The sequence below is a fragment of the Halomonas sp. DP5Y7-2 genome (assembly GCF_019802025.1).
In the GTDB taxonomy this organism is placed as follows: Bacteria; Pseudomonadota; Gammaproteobacteria; order Pseudomonadales; family Halomonadaceae; genus Halomonas; species Halomonas litopenaei_A.
This window is the reverse complement of record NZ_JAHVHY010000001.1, coordinates 477,541-497,102: the sequence shown is the minus strand read 5'-3', so window position 1 is coordinate 497,102 and position 19,562 is coordinate 477,541. Positions and strand designations below refer to the sequence as shown.

Genomic DNA, 19,562 nt, shown 5'->3' with positions numbered 1-19,562 from the left:
CTGTCAAGAGCGGTAACTGGTGGGCAACGGCCGCCGCCAGCGCGGATGGCGCGGCACGACGGCGCGCTGGGGACTATAGCTTCCATTGACCGCCTCCAACGCCAGATCCAGGGCCTTGTGGGCGATGGTCTGGTGATCCTGGACGGCGGAGTTGACCGCCAGCGGCAAAAAGTCCAGCAGCCGGTTGTCACCGAAGCTGGCCATGGCCAGGCGAGAGGGAAGCCCTCCGCGGGCGATCAACTCGTCCAGCGCACCCTCCAGCAGAATGTATGAGGCGGTAACCAGCGCATCCGGCAGTCCGTTGGCATCCATGTACTCGCCAAGCATTCTGGCGCCTTCCTCCCGGGCATACTGATGGCCGCTGGCCAGCGTGCACTCCAGCTCGCGCCCTTCGATGCCGCGATGGAAGCCGGCGCGACGCTCGGCGGTGATCGACAGGTGGGGTACCGCGTCCAACCACAGAATGCGTTTTACCGAGGACGTCATCAACGACCGCGTCAGCTGTTCCGCTGCATTGGCGTCATCACTGACGACGCTGGCGAACTGGTCAGCCGACAGTCCTCGGTCAATGGCGATGACGGGCAGGCCCTCTGCCATCATGTCGGCGTAGAAGATTTCCGGCTGCTCCAGACAGCTTGCGACGATAAGTGCCTCGCAGCGCTGAGCCCGAAGTGCCAGGGCCAGGTCCTTCTCACTGTCCGGCTGGTCGTCGGAGCCCACAATCAGCAGCTGGTAGCCCGCGGCCCTGGCACCTCGTTCCAGGTGCTTGGCGAGCCTGGCATAGCTGGAGTTCTCCAGGTCAGGAATGATCAAGCCAAGAATGCGGCTGGTCCCTCTACGCAAGGCGGCGGCCTGGGCGTCAACACGATAGCCATGCTCGCGGACCACGGCCATGACGCGATCCACCGTGTCCTGACGAATGCGACGCTCCTTGGCCTTGCCATTCACGATGTAGCTGGCGGTGGTGCGAGAGACGCCTGCCAAGCGAGCGATTTCGGCCAGGGTCATGCGGTTTACTCCCTCTTGTGGATGCCACGGTATCGGCGTAGGTGTTGCCGGAAAGACGGCGGCGCCGGTTCATGCCTGCGCTGTCACGTACCTGCGCGAGATGCGCGCAGGGATAGTCTACCTGTTGGCGGTCGCGGTGCCCCCTGCCAAAGTCTTAACAAACGCGACTTGCCTTATGCGCTGAATCGTACCAGCATTGTGCCATGGTGAGGTGACACGATTCAGCTTTGTGGCAGATCAAACGCCAGACCTGGCCGAGCAGGGACAAGGCTCGCTGGCCCAGCAACGCCATGGTCCCGGCGATCCCGCCTGTCTCGTATCACCCTAGTGACTGTTCATTACCGGTGGGGCCCGCAGGAGCCTCGCCCAGGAGAACTTCAGATGCTGACGCTGAATGCCGACGACGTCTTGCTGGACTGTCGTGCCGAGAGCTGGCGCCACGCCCTGGATACGGCCTTCGACGCGCTGAAGGCGGCCGATCTGGTAGAAGATGGCTATCGCCAGGGACTGCACGACAGGGAAGCCCAGTCGTCTACCTGGTTAGGCAACGGGATTGCGATTCCTCATGGAACTCCCGCCAGTCGCGAGGCTGTGCGGCAGACAGGCGTACAGGTATTGCAGTTTCCCGAGGGGGTCGAGTGGCACGATGGCCAGCGGGTGCACGTGCTGGTGACGATCGCTGCCCAGAGCGACGAGCACCTCGATATTCTGCGTAGCCTGACCCATGTGCTGGACCAAGAGGGAGTGTCGCAGCAGCTGGCGGCGGCGACCACCGCCGCTGAGGTGGTGGCACTGCTTGGACGCAAGGTGGTGAGCGCCCGGCTCGACGCAAAGACGTTGGTGCTCAACCAGGCCGGGCAGGACATGTTTGACCTGCTGCTGGCGGGCGCGCAGCGACTCAGGCATCTCGGCCTGGTCGATGGCCGCTTTGTCGGGGACGTGCTTGAGCAAGCGCCTGCTGCCCTCGGCCATGGTCTGTGGCTGTATGCCAGCGACACCGGGGTGGCGGAGCCAGGCATGGCTGTGGTTACCCCTGCCGCGGCCATCGAGCATCAGGGTGGCCGGATCAAGGCCGTGCTGTGCCTTGCGGCCCAGGGGGAGGCGGGTCGGCCACTGGCAGACGCGGTCCTGTCCTTGGTCGACGCCCTGGCGTCGACCCCGGCACCTGAGCTGGACGAGGGTGATGCCGATGCCTGGCTGAGCCTGCTGGCTGGCGAAGGCGGTGGCGTGGCTAGCCGGCGGGTGCAGCTGCTCAACGCTCATGGGCTGCATGCGCGCCCCGCCAAGGTGCTGGTGCAGAAGGCCCGTGAAGCGGGGGTGGCAGTGCAAATACGCCTGGCCGACGGAGGTGGCCAGCCGGTCTCGGCGGCGTCCTTGAGCAAGGTGATTGGCCTGGGTGCGCGTCGCGGCCAGGAACTCGTGCTGTCAGCGCGAGGCGATGGCGCTGAAATGGCCCTGGAGCAGCTGGCCGAGGCCATCACGGACGGTCTTGGCGAGCACGTTACGCCGCTGTCTGCCACTGCGACAGCGACACCCGCGGCGATGGCGGCAGACACGCTGGACAGTGAAGTCCCGACAGTGCCCCAGGAGGATGAACCTGTCACCGCGGTTGCCGCCTCTCCTGGACTGGCAGTGGCGCCGCTGTACGTGCTGAAGACACCGCGCTTCGACTATCCCGAGCATGCCTCCGACCCTGCCGCGGAAAAGGCCCGTCTGGCCGATGCCATTCAGCAGGGTGCCGATCAGCTCGAGGCATTGATTCGCAGTACCGCAGGCGGCGAGGTCGCGGCAATCCTCTCGATGCACCAGGAAATGCTGGATGATCCCGAACTGGCCGAGGCCTCGCGTGAGGGAATCGATGAAGGGTTATCCGCTGAGGCGGCCTGGTGGCAAGCGATCGACGTGGCCGCGCGGGCCCAGGAGCAGCTGGCAGATCGGTTGCTGGCCGAACGTGCCGCGGATCTGCGCGATGTTGGGCGGCGCGTGCTGGGCATTCTGTGTCAGATCGAACTACCGCAACCGCCGGATGAGCCTTACCTGCTGGTCACCGATGATATCGGCCCGTCAGATGTGGCTCGCCTGGACACCCAGCGTGTGAGGGGCATCGTCACGGCACGTGGTGGTGCGACGGCGCATAGCGCCATCCTGGCAAGAGCGCTGGGGATACCCGCCGTGGTGGGGGCTGGCGCTGGCGTGCTGCAGCTGACCAGCGGCACCGACATGCTGTTGGATGGCGACGAGGGCTGGGTCGTGGCGGCCCCGACGGCCGAGCGCCGCGAGCGCTTCGCGTCGCGCATGGAAGAGCTCGAGGCGCTCAAGGAAAAGGCGTGGGAGGCCCGTTTCAGTGAGGCGCGCACAGGCGATGGCCAGCGTATCGAGGTGATGGCCAATCTGGGTAATACCGCCCACGCGCATGACGCCGTCTCCCGCGGCGCGGAAGGCGTCGGGCTGCTGCGTACCGAGTTTCTGTTCATGGCCCACGCCTCGCTGCCCGATGTGGCCACCCAGGAGCGCGAGTATCGTGAAGCGATGGACGCCCTGGACGGTCGTCCGCTGGTCGCGCGCACGCTGGACGTGGGCGGTGACAAACCCCTGTCCTATTGGCCGCTGCCCCAGGAAGATAATCCCTTCCTGGGACTTCGCGGCATTCGTCTGGCCCTCAAGCGTCCCCAGGTCTTGCGCGATCAATTTACCGCGTTGATCAAGGCCGCCGCAGGCCGTCCGCTGCGCATCATGCTGCCGATGGTCAAGGATGTGGCGGAGTTTCGCGCTGCCCGCGCCATCTTTGATGAGGTGCTGGAGACGCTGGGGGTGAGTCATGACGGGGAATCGCTCCAGCTGGGCGTCATGATCGAGGTTCCCTCATGCGCCTTGCTGGCGCCGAGCCTGGCCCCAGAGGTCGATTTCTTTTCGATCGGGACCAATGACCTGACCCAGTACACCCTGGCGATCGACCGGGGCCACCCGGAGCTGTCTGCTGACTCCGATGGCCTGCACCCGTCGGTATTGAGGCTGATTCGAATGACCGTGCAAGCCGCTCATGACCATGGCAAGTGGGTCGGTGTGTGCGGCGAGTTGGCCAGTGATCGCCAGGCGATCCCGGTGCTCGCAGGCCTGGGCATTGACGAGCTGTCGGTCAGCGCGCGCCAGGTACCCATGGTCAAGGCCAGACTGGCGAGTGTGACGATGGACAAGGCGCGCGAGCTCGCCGCCCTGTCTCTGGCACAGCCCACCGCCAGTGACGTGCGCCGCGCGCTGGAGGCCCAGCAATGAGCCGGAACCAGGACGAGGCCCACAAGGCCCCGGTGCTGACGATCTCGGCCAATCCCGCGCTGGATCTATCGGTAGGGCTGGCGCAGCTGGTGCCGGGCGCCCTGCATCGCGCTGAATCGGTGGAACTGACCGCGGCGGGCAAGGGCGTCAACATGGCGCGAGTGCTGGCCGCGCTGGGCCATCCGGTGTGTGTGACCGGCTTTCTTGGCAAGGACAACGACGCCGCCTTTGTCGACGCCTTTGCCGACATGGGGGTCGAAGACGCCTTCGTGCGGCTGCCAGGGGCTACCCGTATCAATACCAAGCTGACCGAGCAGGATGGTCGCGTCAGTGACATCAATGCGCCGGGGCTGGCGCTCGAGGAAGAGCACTGGCAACGCTTGCTCGACACCCTGGATCAGCGCCTGAGCCAGCCTCAGCTGCGGCCTGCGGCGGTCATGATTGGGGGGAGTCTGCCTCCGGGAATTGCCCCCCAGGCCCTGGGTGAGTTGATCTCTCGGGTCAAGGCCGCCGGGATCCCGGTGTGGGCAGATACCAGCGGTGAAGCTCTGCGAGTCGCGGTCAAGGCCGGCGCCGATGCGGTCAAGCCGAATGTGGAAGAGCTGGCTGACTGGGCCGGGCGTGCGCTGCCCGGTGATGACGCCATCCACCAGGCGACCTTGGAGCTGTTCGCTGCCGGCGTCGGTGATGTGGTGGTCTCGGCCGGGGCTTCTGGAGTGACCTGGTTGGGTCAGCAGGGGCTGTGGCAGTCGCTTCCCCCTGCCGTCAAGGTCAGCAACACCGTATGTGCCGGAGACACCCTGTTCGCCGGACTGCTCCATGGGGTGCTGTGCGAGTGGTCTGCCGAGCAGGCGTTGAGATTCGCCACGGCGCTATCCGCCGAAGCGGTGCGCCATACCGGTGTCGGATGTAGCGACGCCGGCGACTTTTCCGATCTTCTTTCCGACACCAGGGTGCGACGCCGCAATGACGTCGAAGCCCGGGGAGTAATGGCATGAATGTGATTGTGCTGACGAACTGCCCGAGTGGCAGCGTCACGAGCTATCTGGCGGCTCAGCGCCTGGAGCCTGCAGCCAAGGCCAAGGGCTGGCAGGTGTCCATCGAGATGCATTCGAACCTGGCCAAGGTCGAGGCGCTGTCCAACGACACCCTGGCCGCGGCTGAACTGGTCATCGCTGTCGGCGAGCCGCTGGCAGGGGCGCATCGTTTCAGCGGCAAGCGGCTGTATCGCGGCCAGCTGGCCGACGCGCTGGGCGATCCTGATGCCTTTCTCGACAAGGCGGCGCGTGATGCGCAGGTTTTTACACCGCTCAATGACGGCGCCGAGGGGCAGTCAACGGGCGCTGCCGCGGAGCCGGGAAGCAGTGCGCGTATTGTGGCGGTGACCGCTTGTCCCACTGGGGTGGCGCACACCTTCATGGCGGCCGAGGCACTGGCGGAGGCCGGGCGTGCCTCGGGACACCAGATTCGCGTCGAGACTCAAGGGTCGGTGGGTGCTCAGGACCAGCTGACGTCCGAGGAAATCGCCAGCGCCGATGTGGTCATTCTCGCCTGTGATATCGAAGTGGACCCCAGTCGTTTTGCTGGCAAGCGGATCTATCGCACCTCCACCGGAAACGCCCTGAAGAAGTCTCGTCAGACGATCGAGGCTGCCTTGCAGGAGGCGAGCCTTGAAAGTGGTGGCGAGCAGGCCAAGGCCGAGTCCGCCAAGAGTTTCAAGGAAAAGGGGGTCTACAAGCACCTGTTGACCGGTGTGTCATTCATGCTGCCCATGGTGGTGGCTGGCGGTCTGCTGATTGCATTGTCCTTTGTCTTCGGGATCGAAGCGTTCAAGGAAGAGGGCACACTACCGGCTGCGCTGATGGAGATAGGTGGTGGCACCGCCTTTGCCCTGATGGTGCCGGTGCTGGCCGGCTACATCGCCTATTCCATCGCCGATCGACCCGGCATTGCACCCGGCATGATTGGCGGCATGTTGGCCTCGAACATTGGCGCGGGGTTTATTGGCGGCATCCTTGCCGGCTTTCTGGCCGGCTACGTGGCCAAGGCGGTGACGCGCTACGTCAGGCTGCCCTCCAGCGTCGAGTCGCTCAAGCCGATCCTGATTATCCCGCTGGTCGCGAGCCTGGTAACGGGGCTGGTGATGATCTACGTGGTCGGCGAGCCGGTGGCACAGCTGCTGACAGCCCTGACCTCGTTTTTGGAAAGCATGGGATCTACCAACGCGGTGCTGCTGGGCATCCTGCTCGGCGCGATGATGTGCTTTGACCTTGGCGGACCGGTGAATAAGGCGGCGTATACCTTCGGCGTGGGTCTACTGGCCTCGGAAACCTATGCCCCCATGGCGGCCATCATGGCGGCTGGCATGGTGCCTGCGATTGGCATGGGGATTGCCACTTTTGTGGCCGGGCGAAAGTTCGCAGATGCGGAGCGTGAAGCGGGCAAGGCATCCTTTGTGCTGGGCATGTGCTTTATCAGTGAAGGCGCCATTCCCTTTGCTGCCAAGGATCCGCTGCGAGTGATTCCGGTCAGCATGCTGGGTGGAGCCATCACCGGGGCCATCTCCATGCTGGTGGGGGCCAAGTTGATGGCACCTCATGGCGGCGTCTTCGTGCTACTGATCCCTAACGCCATCACCCCGGTGCTGTGGTACCTGCTGGCCATCGTCGCCGGATCGCTGGTGACAGGCCTTGGTTATGCGGCGATCAAACGCAGTGAGGTGTCTGCCATGCCCGTCGGCGAAAGCCACTGATGGAAAGATGACACGCTGCACAGGTGTGGTGCATTGATGTGACCCGAAGGGTCCTGTCGGTGCGATGGTCAGGCTCGGCCCCTTGGTGGGTCGGGCCTTTTTTCTGTAAAAGTGATTTTTTTCGAGAAGATAAACTGTCATTTGGCGAAGGTGCCAAGAGAAAGATGACGCCCACCGGCGCTGTGTCATAATGGCTTGGATTTTGCTTGATAAAGCATGTACCGACGTTGCCGCTGCCGCTGACTACCCTAGCCGCCGCGGTGTGGGCCTTACCGGGCCCGTAGTAACCCTTACCCTGGGTATCTGGAGGCGTTCGGCGCTGATCGCGCGGCGACTCCGGTTGATGAGGAGATCCCATGTCAAGCAAACCTGTCACATTGATGGTGGCACGCCGCGTCGCACGAGGCCGCTACCACGACTTTACCGTCTGGCTCGACGAAGGCCGTGAACTTGCCGCGGATTTTCCCGGTTATCTCGGTTCCGGCATCCTGGCACCGCCTCCCGGGGACGACGAGTACCAGATCATCTTTCGCTTTCAGGACTCCGACACCCTGGCCCGCTGGGAGCATTCTGCCTCTCGTCGCGCTTGGCTTGAGCGTGGTGCCGGGCTGTTTGATGCTCCGCTAGAACGCCGCGCGGTGGGACTGGACAGCTGGTTTTCGTCGCCTGGACCGAGAGTCCCCCCGCGCTGGAAGCAGGCCATCGCCATCTGGCTGGCGTTTTTTCCCGTGTCGCTGATGTTCCAGTGGGGGTTGGGGGATGCGCTGGCGACACTGCCGATGGTGCCTCGTGTGCTGGCCAGCACATTGATGCTGACGCCGGTCATGGTGTTCCTCTTCATCCCCCTGTCCACGCGCCTGTTGGCGCCTTGGCTGCAGGCCCCCACGCGGCGCCTGCCGCGGTTCAAGCTACGTCGAAGCTGAGCCAGCCGAGTTCACACCAGAGCATTGAGTCGTGACCCTGGCGGCACCTACACTCAAGGGAGCGCGGCGTGACACGCCGTGCGCCCCTGTGGGCAGGAGCCGAGGACCTTCAATGGCGGATAGGGATAGTGGTCTGGATAGCGGTCTGAACAGTGGTCTGGACAGTGGGACGGATAGCGGGATATCCGCCCCGGTCGCGCGCGACCACGAGGCGCTTGGCCTGAGCGTCGCATGTAGTCGCGATCCCCGGCCTGGGGTTGCGGCGCAGGAGTTGAAGCAAGGACTCGATCACCCCGATCTTGGGTTCGTGCTGTTCTTCGTCAGTGCCGAATACCCGCTGGACGAGCTGGCCGAGGCGATCGACGCCAGGTTTGGTGAACTGCCGGTGGCCGGGTGTACCAGCGCAGGGGAGATTACGCCAACTGGCTATGCCCGCGGCTCCATCGTGGCCATCGGCTTTGATCGTCGGCACTATGGCGTCGCCACGACCCTGATCGAGGAGCTGGACGACGTCACATTGCCGGACGCGCAGCGTCGGGTCGAGGCACTCTTGAGCAGCGCGCGACGACGCCTGCCGGGAGAGGCGTTTGCGCTGACACTGCTCGATGGTCTGTCGGCCAGTGAAGAGCAGGTGCTGGCGACGCTCGACGCCGCACTTGGCGGTATCCCGAGCTTTGGCGGCTCAGCGGGCGACGACAATCACCTGGCCCATACCCATGTGTTTACGGCAGGGCGCTTTCACAGTGGTGCTGCGGTTGTCGTGCTGATCACCACCCGCCACCCCTTCGAGGTGTTTTCGTCCCACCATCTCAAGGCCCGCAGGGAGAAGCTGGTGGTGACCCGTGCCGACGCCGAGGGGCGGCGCGTGCTGGAGCTCAATGCGCTGCCCGCCGTCGATGAGTACGCGCGGTGGGTGGGAGTGCCAGCCAGCCAGCTCGATGAAGGGGTGTTCGCCCGCTTCCCGCTGGCGGTCAAGCTGGGGGATGCCTACTACGTGCGCTCCATCCAGCGTGCCAATGCCGACGGCAGTCTCAGTTTCTACTGTGCGGTGGAAACCGGCATCGTGCTGACCGCGATGGCTGCCGAGCCCATTCTCACCGCGCTGGAGCACACCCTGAGCGGACTGCGGCAGCGGCTAGGCAGCCCGCAGTTGATCATCGGCTGCGACTGCTTTCTACGCCGTCTCGAGATAGAAGCCCTCGATCAGGTGGCAGAGGCCTCCCGCCAGCTGTCCGGGGCATCGGTGCTCGGCTTCAACACCTATGGCGAACAGCACCATGGCATGCACGTCAATCAGACCTTCACGGGGGTGGCGATTGGATCTGGCCGGTGAGCGACAGCCGAGTACCTTGACGACGGCGCTGGAACACGAGCTGGAGGAAGAGAACCGGCGACTGCGCAAGATCTGTCAGGCGTTGATGGAACGCGTCGAGTCGGCGGGCATGGGGTCGGCGCCCTATGGCGCCTTCGAACATGCCGTATTGCTGGCGGAGCAGGTGCGCGAACGTACCGAGACGCTGCACCGCACCCTCGATGAGCTGGCAGAGGCCAATGCGCGGCTGGAGGAGGCGCGGCGCGAGGCAGAAGCGGCCAATGCCTCCAAGACACGTTTTCTCGCGGCGGTCAGCCACGATCTGCTGCAACCCTTGAACGCAGCCAGACTGTTTGCCAGCGCTCTGGAAGAGCAGCAGCTAGGCCATGAGCCCGGTCGCCTGGTCCACCGCATCGATCGCTCCCTGGCGGATGTGGAGTTGCTGCTGGGGACGCTGGTGGATATCTCGCGGCTCGATGCGGGCGTGCTGACGCCGGATATCGCCCCCTTTTCAGTGGCGCAGCTGCTGGACGTGCTGGCGGAAGAATGCCGCCAGATGGCTGGGGCGCGGGGGCTGGCGTTGCGCTACGTCGCCAGCAGCGCCTGGGTCGCCTCGGACCTGGCCCTGCTGGCCCGCGTCATCCGTAACCTGATGTCCAATGCGGTGCGCTATACCGAGTCCGGACGCGTGTTGCTGGGCTGTCGGCGTCGGCAGATCGGTGGAGCGGCCTGTCTCGAGATTGTGGTCGGCGATACCGGACCAGGCATCGATGCAGCACGCCAGCAGGACATCTTCCTCGAATTTCGGCGTGGTGATGCCGACGCCAAGGCGCAGGAGCGCGGCCTCGGTCTTGGGCTTGCGATCGTCGAGCGCATCGCGCGCTTGCTGGATCATCCCATTCGGCTGGTCAGCCGGCCCGGGCATGGCGCCTTGTTCTCGGTCACGGTTCCCCTTGTCGAGTCGGTGCCGACGCCGCTGGAGACGCCCGACAGTCAGCTTCTGCCCGGGGAAGAGGTGCTGGCGGGCAGCCTGGTCTGGGTACTGGACAACGACCCCGCCATTCTCGACGGGATGCGGGCGCTGCTGGGCGGATGGGGCTGCGAGTCGCGGCTGGCGCTTGAAGTCAGCGAACTTGAGCAAAGCCTGGACAGTGCAGAGGCTGCGCCTGATACCCCCGCGGGGCCCAGGGTGGTGATGATCGATTATCACCTGGCCGATGACGAGGAAGACGGGCTCTCCCTGGCCCAGCGTCTTGCCGCCAGCGGGCGCGGTATCGTCCCGATCCTAATCACGGCCAACCACGACGCCGCCATCAAGCGCCGCTGTCGCGAGCAGGGCATCACCTGCCTGTTGAAGCCGGTGAAACCGCTACGGCTACGTCAGGCATTGGTGCATCTCTTGAGTTGAGGCGAGCGTGGGAGCCACTGGAAGGTTCGTGTCGCGACGCTAGGGAGGGGGTGTGTCGGTAGCACTTTGTTTGGGTGGGTGAAGTGACGCAGCTGACTTGGCGCCCGGTGTGCTGCCCTTCCCTACGTCTTCTTCCGGACCCTGGTCACGGCTGTCTGAAAACCTGGCTGCGTCGTAGTCGGCGCCTTAGCGGGTCCGTCGGTTTGCCAGGCAGGTCAAGAGGGTGGACTCGTCGGCGGCCAGGATGGCCTGCACTCGACTACTGACCCCGAGCTTCTTGAGAATGGCTGAAACGTGGGTCTTGACGGTGGTCTCGGCGATCTCGAGCTCCCGTGCGATGACCTTGTTGGAGGCTCCGCGGATGACCAATGAGAGCACCTCTAGCTGCTTTATCGTCAGCTGGTTCAACACGTCCACGGGAGTGGCCGTGCTCTGCGCGGGGGCGGGAGAGGGCCTGACGGCAGACAGCTCAGCTGGCCGACGCATGATATCCGCAGGCAGATAGATCTGACCGTCAAGAATCTGCTTGATCGCCGCCAGCAGGTCCGGGCGAGGTGTGGATTTGGGCAGGTATCCAACCGCGCCTAGATCCAGCGCCCCCAGCACCGTGGCTCTGTCACTCTCGGCCGATAGCACGGCCACTGCCACGCCGGGGAACGCACGCCTGAGGGTATCGAGGCCATCGAGCCCCGAGGCATCGGGCAGGTTCAGGTCCAACAGCACCAGGTCGACATTGTCATCGGCATCCAACGCCTGGGCCAGAGCGGCGAAACAGTCCGCCTCGCGCAGCGAGGCACCGGGCAGTCCTGCCTGGATCACCGCGGTGATGGCGTCGCGAAACAGAGGGTGATCGTCAGCCACCATCAGGCTGTACATGTCGGGCTCTCCGCGTTCTTCACGATGAGCCTCCTACCGAAGGAGGAGGCGCTCTCCTGCCAGGGCAGTATGTCGCATGCCGGGTCCGTGACCAAGACTGGAATGGCGTACAACGACAACATCCTGACAAAGGAGACACGCCATGATCTATCAAAACCCCGGACAGCCCGGCGCCGTCGTCAGCTTCGACGAGCAATACGGCAACTACATCGGCGGTGAATTCGTCGCTCCGGTGAAGGGGCAGTACTTCGACAATGTCAGCCCGGTCAACGGACAGGTGTTCTGCAAGATCCCACGCTCAACGGCGGAGGACATCGACAAGGCGCTGGATGCCGCCCATGCCGCAGCGCCGGCCTGGGGGCGCACCTCTGCCACGGAGCGCTCGAACATCCTGCTCAAGATGGCGGATCGCATCGAGGCCAACCTGGAAGCCTTGGCGGTGGCAGAGTGCTGGGACAACGGCAAGGCGGTTCGCGAAACCCTGAACGCCGACATCCCCCTTGCAGTCGACCATTTTCGTTACTTCGCCGGCTGTATTCGCGCTCAGGAAGGCACTGCTGCCGATATCGACGCACACACCGTGGCCTACCACTTCCATGAGCCGCTAGGGGTGGTCGGCCAGATCATCCCCTGGAACTTTCCACTACTGATGGCCACCTGGAAACTGGCCCCGGCGCTGGCGGCAGGCAACTGCGTAGTGCTCAAGCCGGCAGAGCAGACCCCCGCTTCCATTCTGAAGCTGATGGAAATCATTGGCGATCTGTTGCCTGCCGGGGTGGTCAATGTGGTCAATGGCTTTGGTGCCGAAGCCGGTGAGGCCCTGGCGACCAGCAAGCGGATCGCCAAGATTGCCTTTACCGGATCGACGCCGGTGGGGTCGCATATTCTCAAGTGCGCCGCCGACAACATCATCCCCTCGACGGTGGAACTGGGTGGCAAGTCGCCCAACATCTATTTTGCCGACATCATGAATGCCGAGCCGGAATTCATCGACAAGGCGGCCGAGGGCCTGGTGCTGGCGTTCTTCAACCAGGGTGAGGTGTGTACCTGTCCGTCGCGGGCGCTGATTCAGGAAAGCATGTATGAACCCTTCATGGCCAAGGTGATGGAGCGGGTCGCCACGATCAAGCGTGGCAACCCGCTGGACACCGATGTTCAGGTGGGTGCCCAGGCCTCCAAGGAGCAGTTCGACAAGATCATGTCGTATATGGACATCGCCCGTGAGGAGGGAGCCGAGTTTCTGACCGGGGGCAACCAGGCCAAGGTCGATCCGGCCCTGGATACCGGGTACTACATCGAGCCGACGCTGCTCAAGGGCAACAACCAGATGAGGGTGTTCCAGGAAGAGATCTTCGGCCCGGTGGTGGCTGTGACCACCTTCAAGGACGAGGAAGAAGCCCTGGCCATCGCCAACGATACCGAGTTTGGCCTTGGTGCTGGCGTGTGGAGCCGCGACATCAACGTGGCCTTCCGCATGGGGCGCGGGATTCAGGCCGGCCGTGTGTGGACCAACTGCTATCACCAATATCCCGCCCACGCCGCCTTCGGCGGCTACAAGAAATCCGGTGTCGGTCGCGAGACCCACAAGATGGTGCTCGAGCATTACCAGCAGACCAAGAACCTGCTGGTGAGCTACGACACGAATCCGCTGGGTTTTTTCTGATCCAATGACACTTGGCCAGTGGCAGCGCCGCTGGCCAAGTGGAGAGTCCGAGTGGTCGCGCCGAACCTGGCGCATGTTACCGGCGCCTGTTGGGCGCCCATCGCCTGGTCGTCAATGTCGTGTGCGTGGTGATGAGTGTGGTGTATCGCGGGTCCTCGACATGGGCGTACCAAGGTTTTCTCATGCCTGAAACAAGGCAAGGAGTCATGCCATGCAACGCACTATGGAAGCCGCCGTCGTTCGTCAGTTTGGTCAACCCCTGAGCATCGAGGAAGTCGAGGTACCGCGTCCTGCCAGAGGCGAGGTGCTGGTCAAGATTGCGGCATCGGGTGTGTGTCACACTGACTTGCACGCGGCTCACGGCGACTGGCCGGTCAAGCCCAATCCTCCTTTCATTCCGGGCCATGAAGGTGTCGGCCAGGTGGCGGCCGTCGGCGAAGGGGTCACCCATATCAAGGAGGGTGATCGCGTCGGTATTCCCTGGCTGTACACCGCCTGTGGGCACTGCGAACACTGCCTGGGGGGATGGGAAACGCTTTGCGAGTCGCAGCAGAACACCGGGTATTCGGTAAACGGCGGGTTCGCCGAGTACGCGATCGCCGATGCTGGCTTCGTCGGTCATCTGCCGGACAGTGTGGGCTTTGTCGAGATTGCTCCCGTGCTGTGTGCCGGGGTGACGGTGTACAAGGGGCTGAAGATGACCGATACCCGCCCGGGGCAATGGGTGGTGGTGTCGGGGATTGGCGGACTGGGCCATATGGCGGTGCAGTATGCCAAGGCCATGGGGCTGAATGTGGCAGCCGTTGATGTCGCGGATGACAAGTTGGAGCTGGCCAAAAAGCTGGGTGCCACGGTGACCGTCAACGCCCTCAAGGAAGACCCGGTGGCAGCGCTCAAGCGCGATATCGGCGGTGCCCACGGGGCCTTGGTCACGGCGGTGTCGCCGAAGGCCTTCGAACAGGCCCAGGGCATGGTTCGGCGGGGCGGTACCATTGCCTTGAACGGCCTGCCGCCAGGGGACTTCCCGCTGCCGATCTTCGATACCGTGCTGAACGGCATCACCGTGCGTGGTTCCATCGTCGGCACCCGTCAGGACCTGCAGGAAGCACTGGATTTCGCCGGTGAAGGCAAGGTCAAGGCCACCGTTTCCTCCGATCGCCTGGCCAATATCAACGACATCTTCGGGCGTATGCTGGATGGCAAGATCGAGGGGAGGGTGGTGCTCGATATGCAGGGCTAATGTGACCGCCCTGCACTGAAGACGTGTTGAGTAGGAGGGGGCGGTGGAGCCCAGGTTTCCAAGGCCCAGGTGCTTGCGTTCTGCCGCTCAGTCGCGGTGAAACACGTCGAGGTTCAACGTTTGGCTCTGACCCAGCCAGATGACCCCCTGAGTGTGGTCAAACAGGTCATCGTCGGTACCCAGGTGCACAAAAATGTCCATGTCGCCCCGGTGGATGGCGAGCCAGGGCACAATGGCACCGAAGTCTTCAGCGGCGAAGGAGAGCTGGCAGCTCCAGCGTGGGTGTGGGCCCACCGGTTGTTGATGAAAGCGCCCGACCTGCACGGCAAAGCGTGCCTGGCAGGCGTCTGCCAACGTCTGCGCCTGGGCAAGCCCGCAAGCATCGTCGTAGTAGAGGTGGGCATGGTAGTAGCGAATCTGATCGACATCGGGCATCGGTAAGCTCCTTGGTAGTCCTTGTAGCATCGCGCCAATGGAGGGATGGAGCAACGGTGGTGGGCTGGCTTGCAGCTTCACGACCGCACCAGCACCACTTCTCGCCAGTCTCAGTCCTGGTCAGCTCCACAGCACTCTCACTGCACCACTTTTATCAACGCATAAGAAAGCGGCGGCCCCTGGGGCCGCCGCAGTTGATGCTGATGTTGCAGGGTTATCTGAACGCCAAGGTGTTCAGGGGTCTTGCGTCGCCCCTTCCGGTGGCTCGCCGATGAAACCAGGCATGGCCGGTGTCGGCGTGCCCTGGCGGGCAATGGCCAGGAACTGCAGATGACGCTCGTATTCGCCGAGCACGTCGTCGATGACCTGGCCGCGGGTGTAGCCGTTGAGGTTCTGCCCCAGGCCGCCTTCCGCCAGATGGACGTCCAGACGCAGGTAGTAGTCGTCATCGGCGGGCAGGAAGCTCGGCGTACGCATGCGGTGTGGTCTGACCTGATAGACGAAGCTCTGCATCTCATCGAAGTCCACCTGCAGGGTCAGGCGCGGCAACGGCTCGCCGTCGATCTGCTCCTCACTCAGGGTGGCGGTCTGGCCACGGCGCTCGAGCTCTTCCACAAACTGGGCGAGGCCGGGACGCAAGGCGTGCTTGATGGTGGACTCCGCGCCGGCGCGGTTGGAGGTGTCCAGCGCGCGATCCAGGCGCTCCTTCCAGTTGCCTCCTTCACCGCTGGCCGCGACCAGCTTGCGCGCGTCGGCCTTTTCCTTCTCCGTGCGCAGCGCACGGGTCAGCCCGACCATGATCGCAAACATCACCAGCGAGAAGGGCAGGGCTGTGATCACTACCGCACTTTGCAGAGCGTCCAGACCACCGGCCATCAACAGGGCAATGGTAATCAGACCAATGATGGCAGACCAGAAGATGCGCAGGCGAATCGGTGCATCATGGTTCACGTCACGCAGGATCGAGGTGAAGTTGGCCAGGACCAGAGCCCCGGAGTCAGCGGAGGTCACGAAGAACACCACACCCAGCAGCGTCACCACCGAGGCGGTAATGCTGATATAGGGATATTGCTCCAGGAAGGTATAGATGGTGGTCTGCGGCGTGGCCAGAGCCTGCTCGCCCAGCACCGTCAGCCCGTCATTGGCGACCATGTCGATCCCGGAGTTACCGAAGATGGACATCCACGCCATCATGAAGCCCAGTGGAATCAGCAGGGCACCCATGGCGAACTGGCGAATGGTGCGCCCACGCGAGATACGAGCGAGGAACAGGCCAACAAAGGGCGTCCAGGCAATCCACCAGCCCCAGAAGAAGATGGTCCACCAGCCCTTCCACTGCTGTGCGTCGCTGCCGGCGAACGCATAGGTGTCGAAACTCTTGCCGACAAAGCCACCCAGATAGTCCCCGACGTTAAGCACCAGGGCATTCAGCAGATGAAGCGTATCGCCCTGGAACAACACGAACAGCAGCAGGGCAGCAGCCAGCAGCATGTTGAACTCGGACAGGCGACGGATGCCTTTCTCTACGCCGGTCACCACGGAAATGGTCGCCAGTATGACCACCAGTACGATCAGCACGACTTGCGTCGAAAGGCTCTCAGGCACGCCGAACATGAACGTCAGGCCGTAATTGAGCTGGATGACGCCGATGCCCAGGCTGGTGGCGATACCGAACACCGTGGAAATGACCGCGGTGATGTCCACCGCATTGCCGATCGGGCCGTAGATGCGCTTGCCCAGCAGCGGATAGAGCGCGCTCCGGATGGCCAGCGGTAGGCGGTGACGATAGCTGAAGTAGGCCAGAGCCATGCCCATCAGGACGTACATGCCCCACCCGGTCAGGCCCCAGTGCAGGAAGGTCTGGGGGACGGCCTGGCGCAGCGCAGCGGCACTTTCCGGTGCCATGTCCGGAGGGGTCAGGTAGTGCGACAGCGGCTCTGCCACGCAGAAGAACAGCAGGTCGATGCCAATGCCTGCAGCGAACAGCATGGACGCCCAGGAGAGTAGCGAGAACTCTGGGCGGGAGTGATCCGGGCCTAGCCGAATGTTGCCGACGCGGGACAGGCTGATCACCAGCACGAATACCAGATAGGCCACGGCGGCCAGCATGTAGTACCAGCCAAAGGTATCGTTGACCCAGGCCAGCCCTGCATCGAACAAGGCGCCTGCCTGCTCGGTCAAGGTCATGGTGAAGATGAGAAAGACCACGATGCCTGCCACGGCGCCATGAAAGACGACGGGGTTGAGACGATCGCGGGAGGCGTTTTCATGTTGTGACATGCACGTGCTCCCTAGAGGATGAAATGAGACTGAGCCGATCCGGCAACTTGCTGACCGAGGCCCTGCTGTGCCGGTCTCCGTAGCGCCGTCCTGGCATCTCCCAGCGGGCATTCCTTGCTGCTACGCCATTTCGTTAATTGGATGAGCAATTAACGAAATGGTGGTGACGGAGTGTCGCGATCAATGCCGTCTGGCCGAAGGCTCATTGTGCTGCTGCCGATAGGGCAGGTCGCCAGCACAGCGAGTGTTCGCGAGACAGTAAGCGCGACCCCAGCGGCGGCTCTTGGATGGGGTCGCTGACGATCCTATCCAGCCGTTGGAGGCTCACATTTTATTGATTGAACGTTCAATAAAATACAGAGTCCCGATGCATCTTTCAAGGTCGGCACCAAAAGACCGTGGAGAAAGCGTTGGGCATGGCGTGCAGGAATCGGGTCAGAGAACGGGGACGAAGGGTGGGGCCAAGGAGCGGGGCTGAAGAACGGGGCCAGAGAACGGGACTAAGTAGCGGGGCCAAGGAATGGGAAAGAAAAACGAAGACGAGAAGCGCGGCCGAGAAACCCACGCCATAAGGGGGCGATACCCATGAAAAAGCCCCATACCGGGCGGCATGGGGCTTACGAGGGGCTGCCGGAAAGCGATTCCGGCGCCTAGGGAAACACGGCATCGATGATGACGCTCAAGAGGCTACGGTGACTGCAGCGATACGATCCTGGTGACCGTCAGTCATTCCGAGGCCGCCTGCTGCGGTGGCGTCATCAGCTGCAACAGGCTGCCAGTGTTTCCTAGTGGGCGGGGATCAGGCCTCGGGAGCGTGGCGCTTGCCATGTTCGTGAGGATGACGCTCGCCGTGGCCGCGAGGACCTTGATCATGGCCCGGCATCAGGGCGTGCTTGAGCTCACGCATCTGCTGCTCGTCGAGGATGTTGGCCATCTGGTCCCTGGAGGACGTCATCAGCTCGCGCCATGCATCGTGTCGCTGTTCGTCACTCTCGAAGTCCTGGGCCTTGAGAGCCTCGGCACCTTCCTTGAAGGACTCACGGGCAGCGTTGAAGGCCTCGCGGTCTTCAGCGGACAGCTCCCACTTGTCGACCAGCGCATTGACGCGCTCTTCGCGCAGTTCATGACGGGCGCGCTCCAGCGCGGCCATGCCATCTTCCCCGAGGATCTCCTGGCGCTGTTCGCGGAAATCGGCGTTCAGTTCCTCGATGGCCTCGTGATGCTCGATACCTGCCTGCTTGAGTGCTTCGCGGGTGTCGGCGTCGATGCCGGCACGCTCATACAGCTCCGCGCGCATATCAGGGCCAGCGTGACGCGGTCCTTCGTGGCGATCCGGAGCCGCGCTAGCGCTCATCGCGATTGGCAGCAGGGCAGCGGAGATGGCGGCAGACAGCAGGGCCTTGCGAGCAAACGTGGTGTTCATGTGTGACTCCTTCAGCGTTGATGACCCTTTACCAAGGGTGATGTTGTCCGGGCGATGCCCTTGTTGACGTGATTTATCTTGGCGGGGTGTCGTGCAACTGACATGCAGCCAATGTGCAGAGAAGCGGCAAGCGCAGCCGACGTTATGCAACACGCTGTTCCAGTCAGAGCCGCCGTGGCAGGCGGAAGGCTCCAAGGCGGTGGTCGTGGCTGGTGGTGAGACGAGGCGGGTGGCGAGACAGGGAACAAGACTGGGTCAGGCGGCTGGAGGGACAGTGGGTGAAATTTTCTTCAATACCCGCACTAGCAGAAGCCTCAGGCTGAGGCTTTCCCCTGGGTGTGGAGTACGACATGACGTTTTCTGCTGATGAACTGTTGGCGATATTGGGATTTGCCTTGGTGGCGTCGCTTTCGCCGGGTCCCGTGAACCTGCTGATACTGACCGCCGGGATCGGCCACGGTAGCGCCCGAGCGATGCGACTTGCGGTAGGCTCATGTGCTGGCTTCACGCTCTTGCTAGGCGTGTTGGCGGCCGGACTTGGCAGCGTCTGGCAGGCGCTGCCGGTATTGCAGTGGGTGTTGAAGGCGGCGGGCGGAGGGTTCGTGGCGTGGCTGTCCTGGAAACTGCTGCAGGACCGCGGCGACTGGGGAGCAGAGGCCCATGGCACGGCGCCAGGGTTGATGACGGCGGCACTGATGCAGTGGCTCAATCCCAAGGCGTGGATCGCCTCCATGGCGGGGCTCGGGATCTTTACTGCGGGGCGAGGAGGGCTGGATATGGCCGTGTTTACCCTGACGTGGGGGACGGTCTGCTTTGCCAGTGCCTGCGTATGGGCATGGTGCGGGTCGCACGCGGGGCAGTGGCTGGCCGATGCGGGGCGTCGCCAGCTGCTGCAGCGCGGCTTGGCGGTGACGCTGATGTGCAGTGGCGTGTTGATGCTTCTGCCTTGAACGGAGTGGCCCCTCTATC

Annotated in this window: 14 protein-coding genes; 9 read left to right on the top strand and 5 right to left on the bottom strand. The window is 63.5% G+C overall.

Translation table 11 applies throughout. The features are described 5' to 3' along the window. Positions 1-3 precede the first annotated feature (3 nt). Positions 4-1,008: a catabolite repressor/activator gene (gene cra, locus KUW18_RS02075; protein WP_222560700.1), complete on the bottom strand. Its 1,005-nt coding sequence runs from the start codon at positions 1,006-1,008 to the stop codon at positions 4-6. A gap of 381 nt (positions 1,009-1,389) precedes the next feature. On the opposite strand from cra, the gene ptsP reads away from it, so the two are divergent. The 6 genes from ptsP (at position 1,390) to KUW18_RS02045 (ending at position 10,676) form a co-directional block, all read left to right on the top strand. Beyond that, positions 1,390-4,281 (top strand): phosphoenolpyruvate--protein phosphotransferase, encoded by a 2,892-nt coding sequence (gene ptsP / locus KUW18_RS02070; RefSeq protein ID WP_222560699.1) that lies wholly within the window; start codon positions 1,390-1,392, stop codon positions 4,279-4,281. Next, positions 4,278-5,279, top strand: coding sequence for a 1-phosphofructokinase family hexose kinase (locus KUW18_RS02065; RefSeq protein WP_222483523.1), 1,002 nt, complete (start codon positions 4,278-4,280; stop codon positions 5,277-5,279). Before ptsP ends, KUW18_RS02065 begins: the two co-directional genes overlap by 4 nt. Next, positions 5,276-7,033, top strand: coding sequence for a PTS fructose-like transporter subunit IIB (locus KUW18_RS02060; RefSeq protein WP_222560698.1), 1,758 nt, complete (start codon positions 5,276-5,278; stop codon positions 7,031-7,033). The genes KUW18_RS02065 and KUW18_RS02060 overlap by 4 nt, the downstream gene beginning before the upstream one ends. 356 nt (positions 7,034-7,389) lie before the next feature. Then, a complete protein-coding gene (locus KUW18_RS02055; RefSeq protein WP_206939784.1) occupies positions 7,390-7,956 on the top strand; it encodes an antibiotic biosynthesis monooxygenase in 567 nt (188 codons plus the stop codon). A 112-nt stretch (positions 7,957-8,068) separates the two neighbouring features. Continuing rightward, entirely contained in the window at positions 8,069-9,289 is a 1,221-nt protein-coding gene (nosP, locus tag KUW18_RS02050; protein ID WP_222560697.1) for a nitric oxide-sensing protein NosP, read from the top strand. Beyond that, positions 9,273-10,676, top strand: a complete 1,404-nt coding sequence (locus tag KUW18_RS02045; protein ID WP_315900629.1) for a hybrid sensor histidine kinase/response regulator — start codon at positions 9,273-9,275, stop codon at positions 10,674-10,676. The genes nosP and KUW18_RS02045 overlap by 17 nt, the downstream gene beginning before the upstream one ends. 186 nt (positions 10,677-10,862) lie before the next feature. Here the strand turns inward: KUW18_RS02045 and KUW18_RS02040 are convergent, their stop codons facing one another. Then, a complete protein-coding gene (locus KUW18_RS02040; RefSeq protein WP_222560695.1) occupies positions 10,863-11,552 on the bottom strand; it encodes a response regulator transcription factor in 690 nt (229 codons plus the stop codon). A 142-nt stretch (positions 11,553-11,694) separates the two neighbouring features. Between KUW18_RS02040 and KUW18_RS02035 the strand changes: the two genes are divergently transcribed. Together KUW18_RS02035 and adhP are read left to right on the top strand one after the other, a co-directional pair. Continuing rightward, positions 11,695-13,215, top strand: a complete 1,521-nt coding sequence (locus KUW18_RS02035) for an aldehyde dehydrogenase family protein (RefSeq protein ID WP_222560694.1) — start codon at positions 11,695-11,697, stop codon at positions 13,213-13,215. A 211-nt stretch (positions 13,216-13,426) separates the two neighbouring features. Further along, a complete protein-coding gene (gene adhP / locus KUW18_RS02030) occupies positions 13,427-14,455 on the top strand; it encodes an alcohol dehydrogenase AdhP (RefSeq protein WP_222560693.1) in 1,029 nt (342 codons plus the stop codon). 87 nt (positions 14,456-14,542) lie between these two features. Here the strand turns inward: adhP and KUW18_RS02025 are convergent, their stop codons facing one another. The 3 genes from KUW18_RS02025 to KUW18_RS02015 form a co-directional block, all read right to left on the bottom strand. Next, positions 14,543-14,890 (bottom strand): DOPA 4,5-dioxygenase family protein, encoded by a 348-nt coding sequence (locus KUW18_RS02025; protein WP_261317283.1) that lies wholly within the window; start codon positions 14,888-14,890, stop codon positions 14,543-14,545. 234 nt (positions 14,891-15,124) lie between these two features. Next, positions 15,125-17,170 carry a choline BCCT transporter BetT gene (gene betT / locus KUW18_RS02020; RefSeq protein ID WP_206939767.1) on the bottom strand — a complete coding sequence of 682 codons (2,046 nt, stop codon included), beginning with the start codon at positions 17,168-17,170 and terminating at the stop codon, positions 15,125-15,127. A gap of 799 nt (positions 17,171-17,969) precedes the next feature. After that, on the bottom strand, positions 17,970-18,593 hold the full coding sequence (locus KUW18_RS02015; RefSeq protein WP_222237213.1) for a hypothetical protein: 624 nt from the start codon (positions 18,591-18,593) through the stop codon (positions 17,970-17,972). 350 nt (positions 18,594-18,943) lie between these two features. Here KUW18_RS02015 and KUW18_RS02010 point away from each other — a divergent pair, with 350 nt between their 5' ends. Next, complete coding sequence (locus tag KUW18_RS02010; protein ID WP_222560692.1) at positions 18,944-19,543, top strand: LysE family translocator; 600 nt, start codon at positions 18,944-18,946, stop codon at positions 19,541-19,543. Positions 19,544-19,562 lie beyond the last annotated feature (19 nt).

Bases quoted from the DNA above. Each gene is read 5' to 3' on its own strand.
- cra (WP_222560700.1), bottom strand. From the start codon at position 1,008: ATGACCCTGGCCGAAATCGCTCGCTTGGCAGGCGTCTCTCGCACCACC.
- ptsP (WP_222560699.1), top strand. From the start codon at position 1,390: ATGCTGACGCTGAATGCCGACGACGTCTTGCTGGACTGTCGTGCCGAG.
- KUW18_RS02065 (WP_222483523.1), top strand. From the start codon at position 4,278: ATGAGCCGGAACCAGGACGAGGCCCACAAGGCCCCGGTGCTGACGATC.
- KUW18_RS02060 (WP_222560698.1), top strand. From the start codon at position 5,276: ATGAATGTGATTGTGCTGACGAACTGCCCGAGTGGCAGCGTCACGAGC.
- KUW18_RS02055 (WP_206939784.1), top strand. From the start codon at position 7,390: ATGTCAAGCAAACCTGTCACATTGATGGTGGCACGCCGCGTCGCACGA.
- nosP (WP_222560697.1), top strand. From the start codon at position 8,069: ATGGCGGATAGGGATAGTGGTCTGGATAGCGGTCTGAACAGTGGTCTG.
- KUW18_RS02040 (WP_222560695.1), bottom strand. From the start codon at position 11,552: ATGTACAGCCTGATGGTGGCTGACGATCACCCTCTGTTTCGCGACGCC.
- KUW18_RS02035 (WP_222560694.1), top strand. From the start codon at position 11,695: ATGATCTATCAAAACCCCGGACAGCCCGGCGCCGTCGTCAGCTTCGAC.
- adhP (WP_222560693.1), top strand. From the start codon at position 13,427: ATGCAACGCACTATGGAAGCCGCCGTCGTTCGTCAGTTTGGTCAACCC.
- KUW18_RS02025 (WP_261317283.1), bottom strand. From the start codon at position 14,890: ATGCCCGATGTCGATCAGATTCGCTACTACCATGCCCACCTCTACTAC.
- betT (WP_206939767.1), bottom strand. From the start codon at position 17,170: ATGTCACAACATGAAAACGCCTCCCGCGATCGTCTCAACCCCGTCGTC.
- KUW18_RS02015 (WP_222237213.1), bottom strand. From the start codon at position 18,593: ATGAACACCACGTTTGCTCGCAAGGCCCTGCTGTCTGCCGCCATCTCC.
- KUW18_RS02010 (WP_222560692.1), top strand. From the start codon at position 18,944: ATGACGTTTTCTGCTGATGAACTGTTGGCGATATTGGGATTTGCCTTG.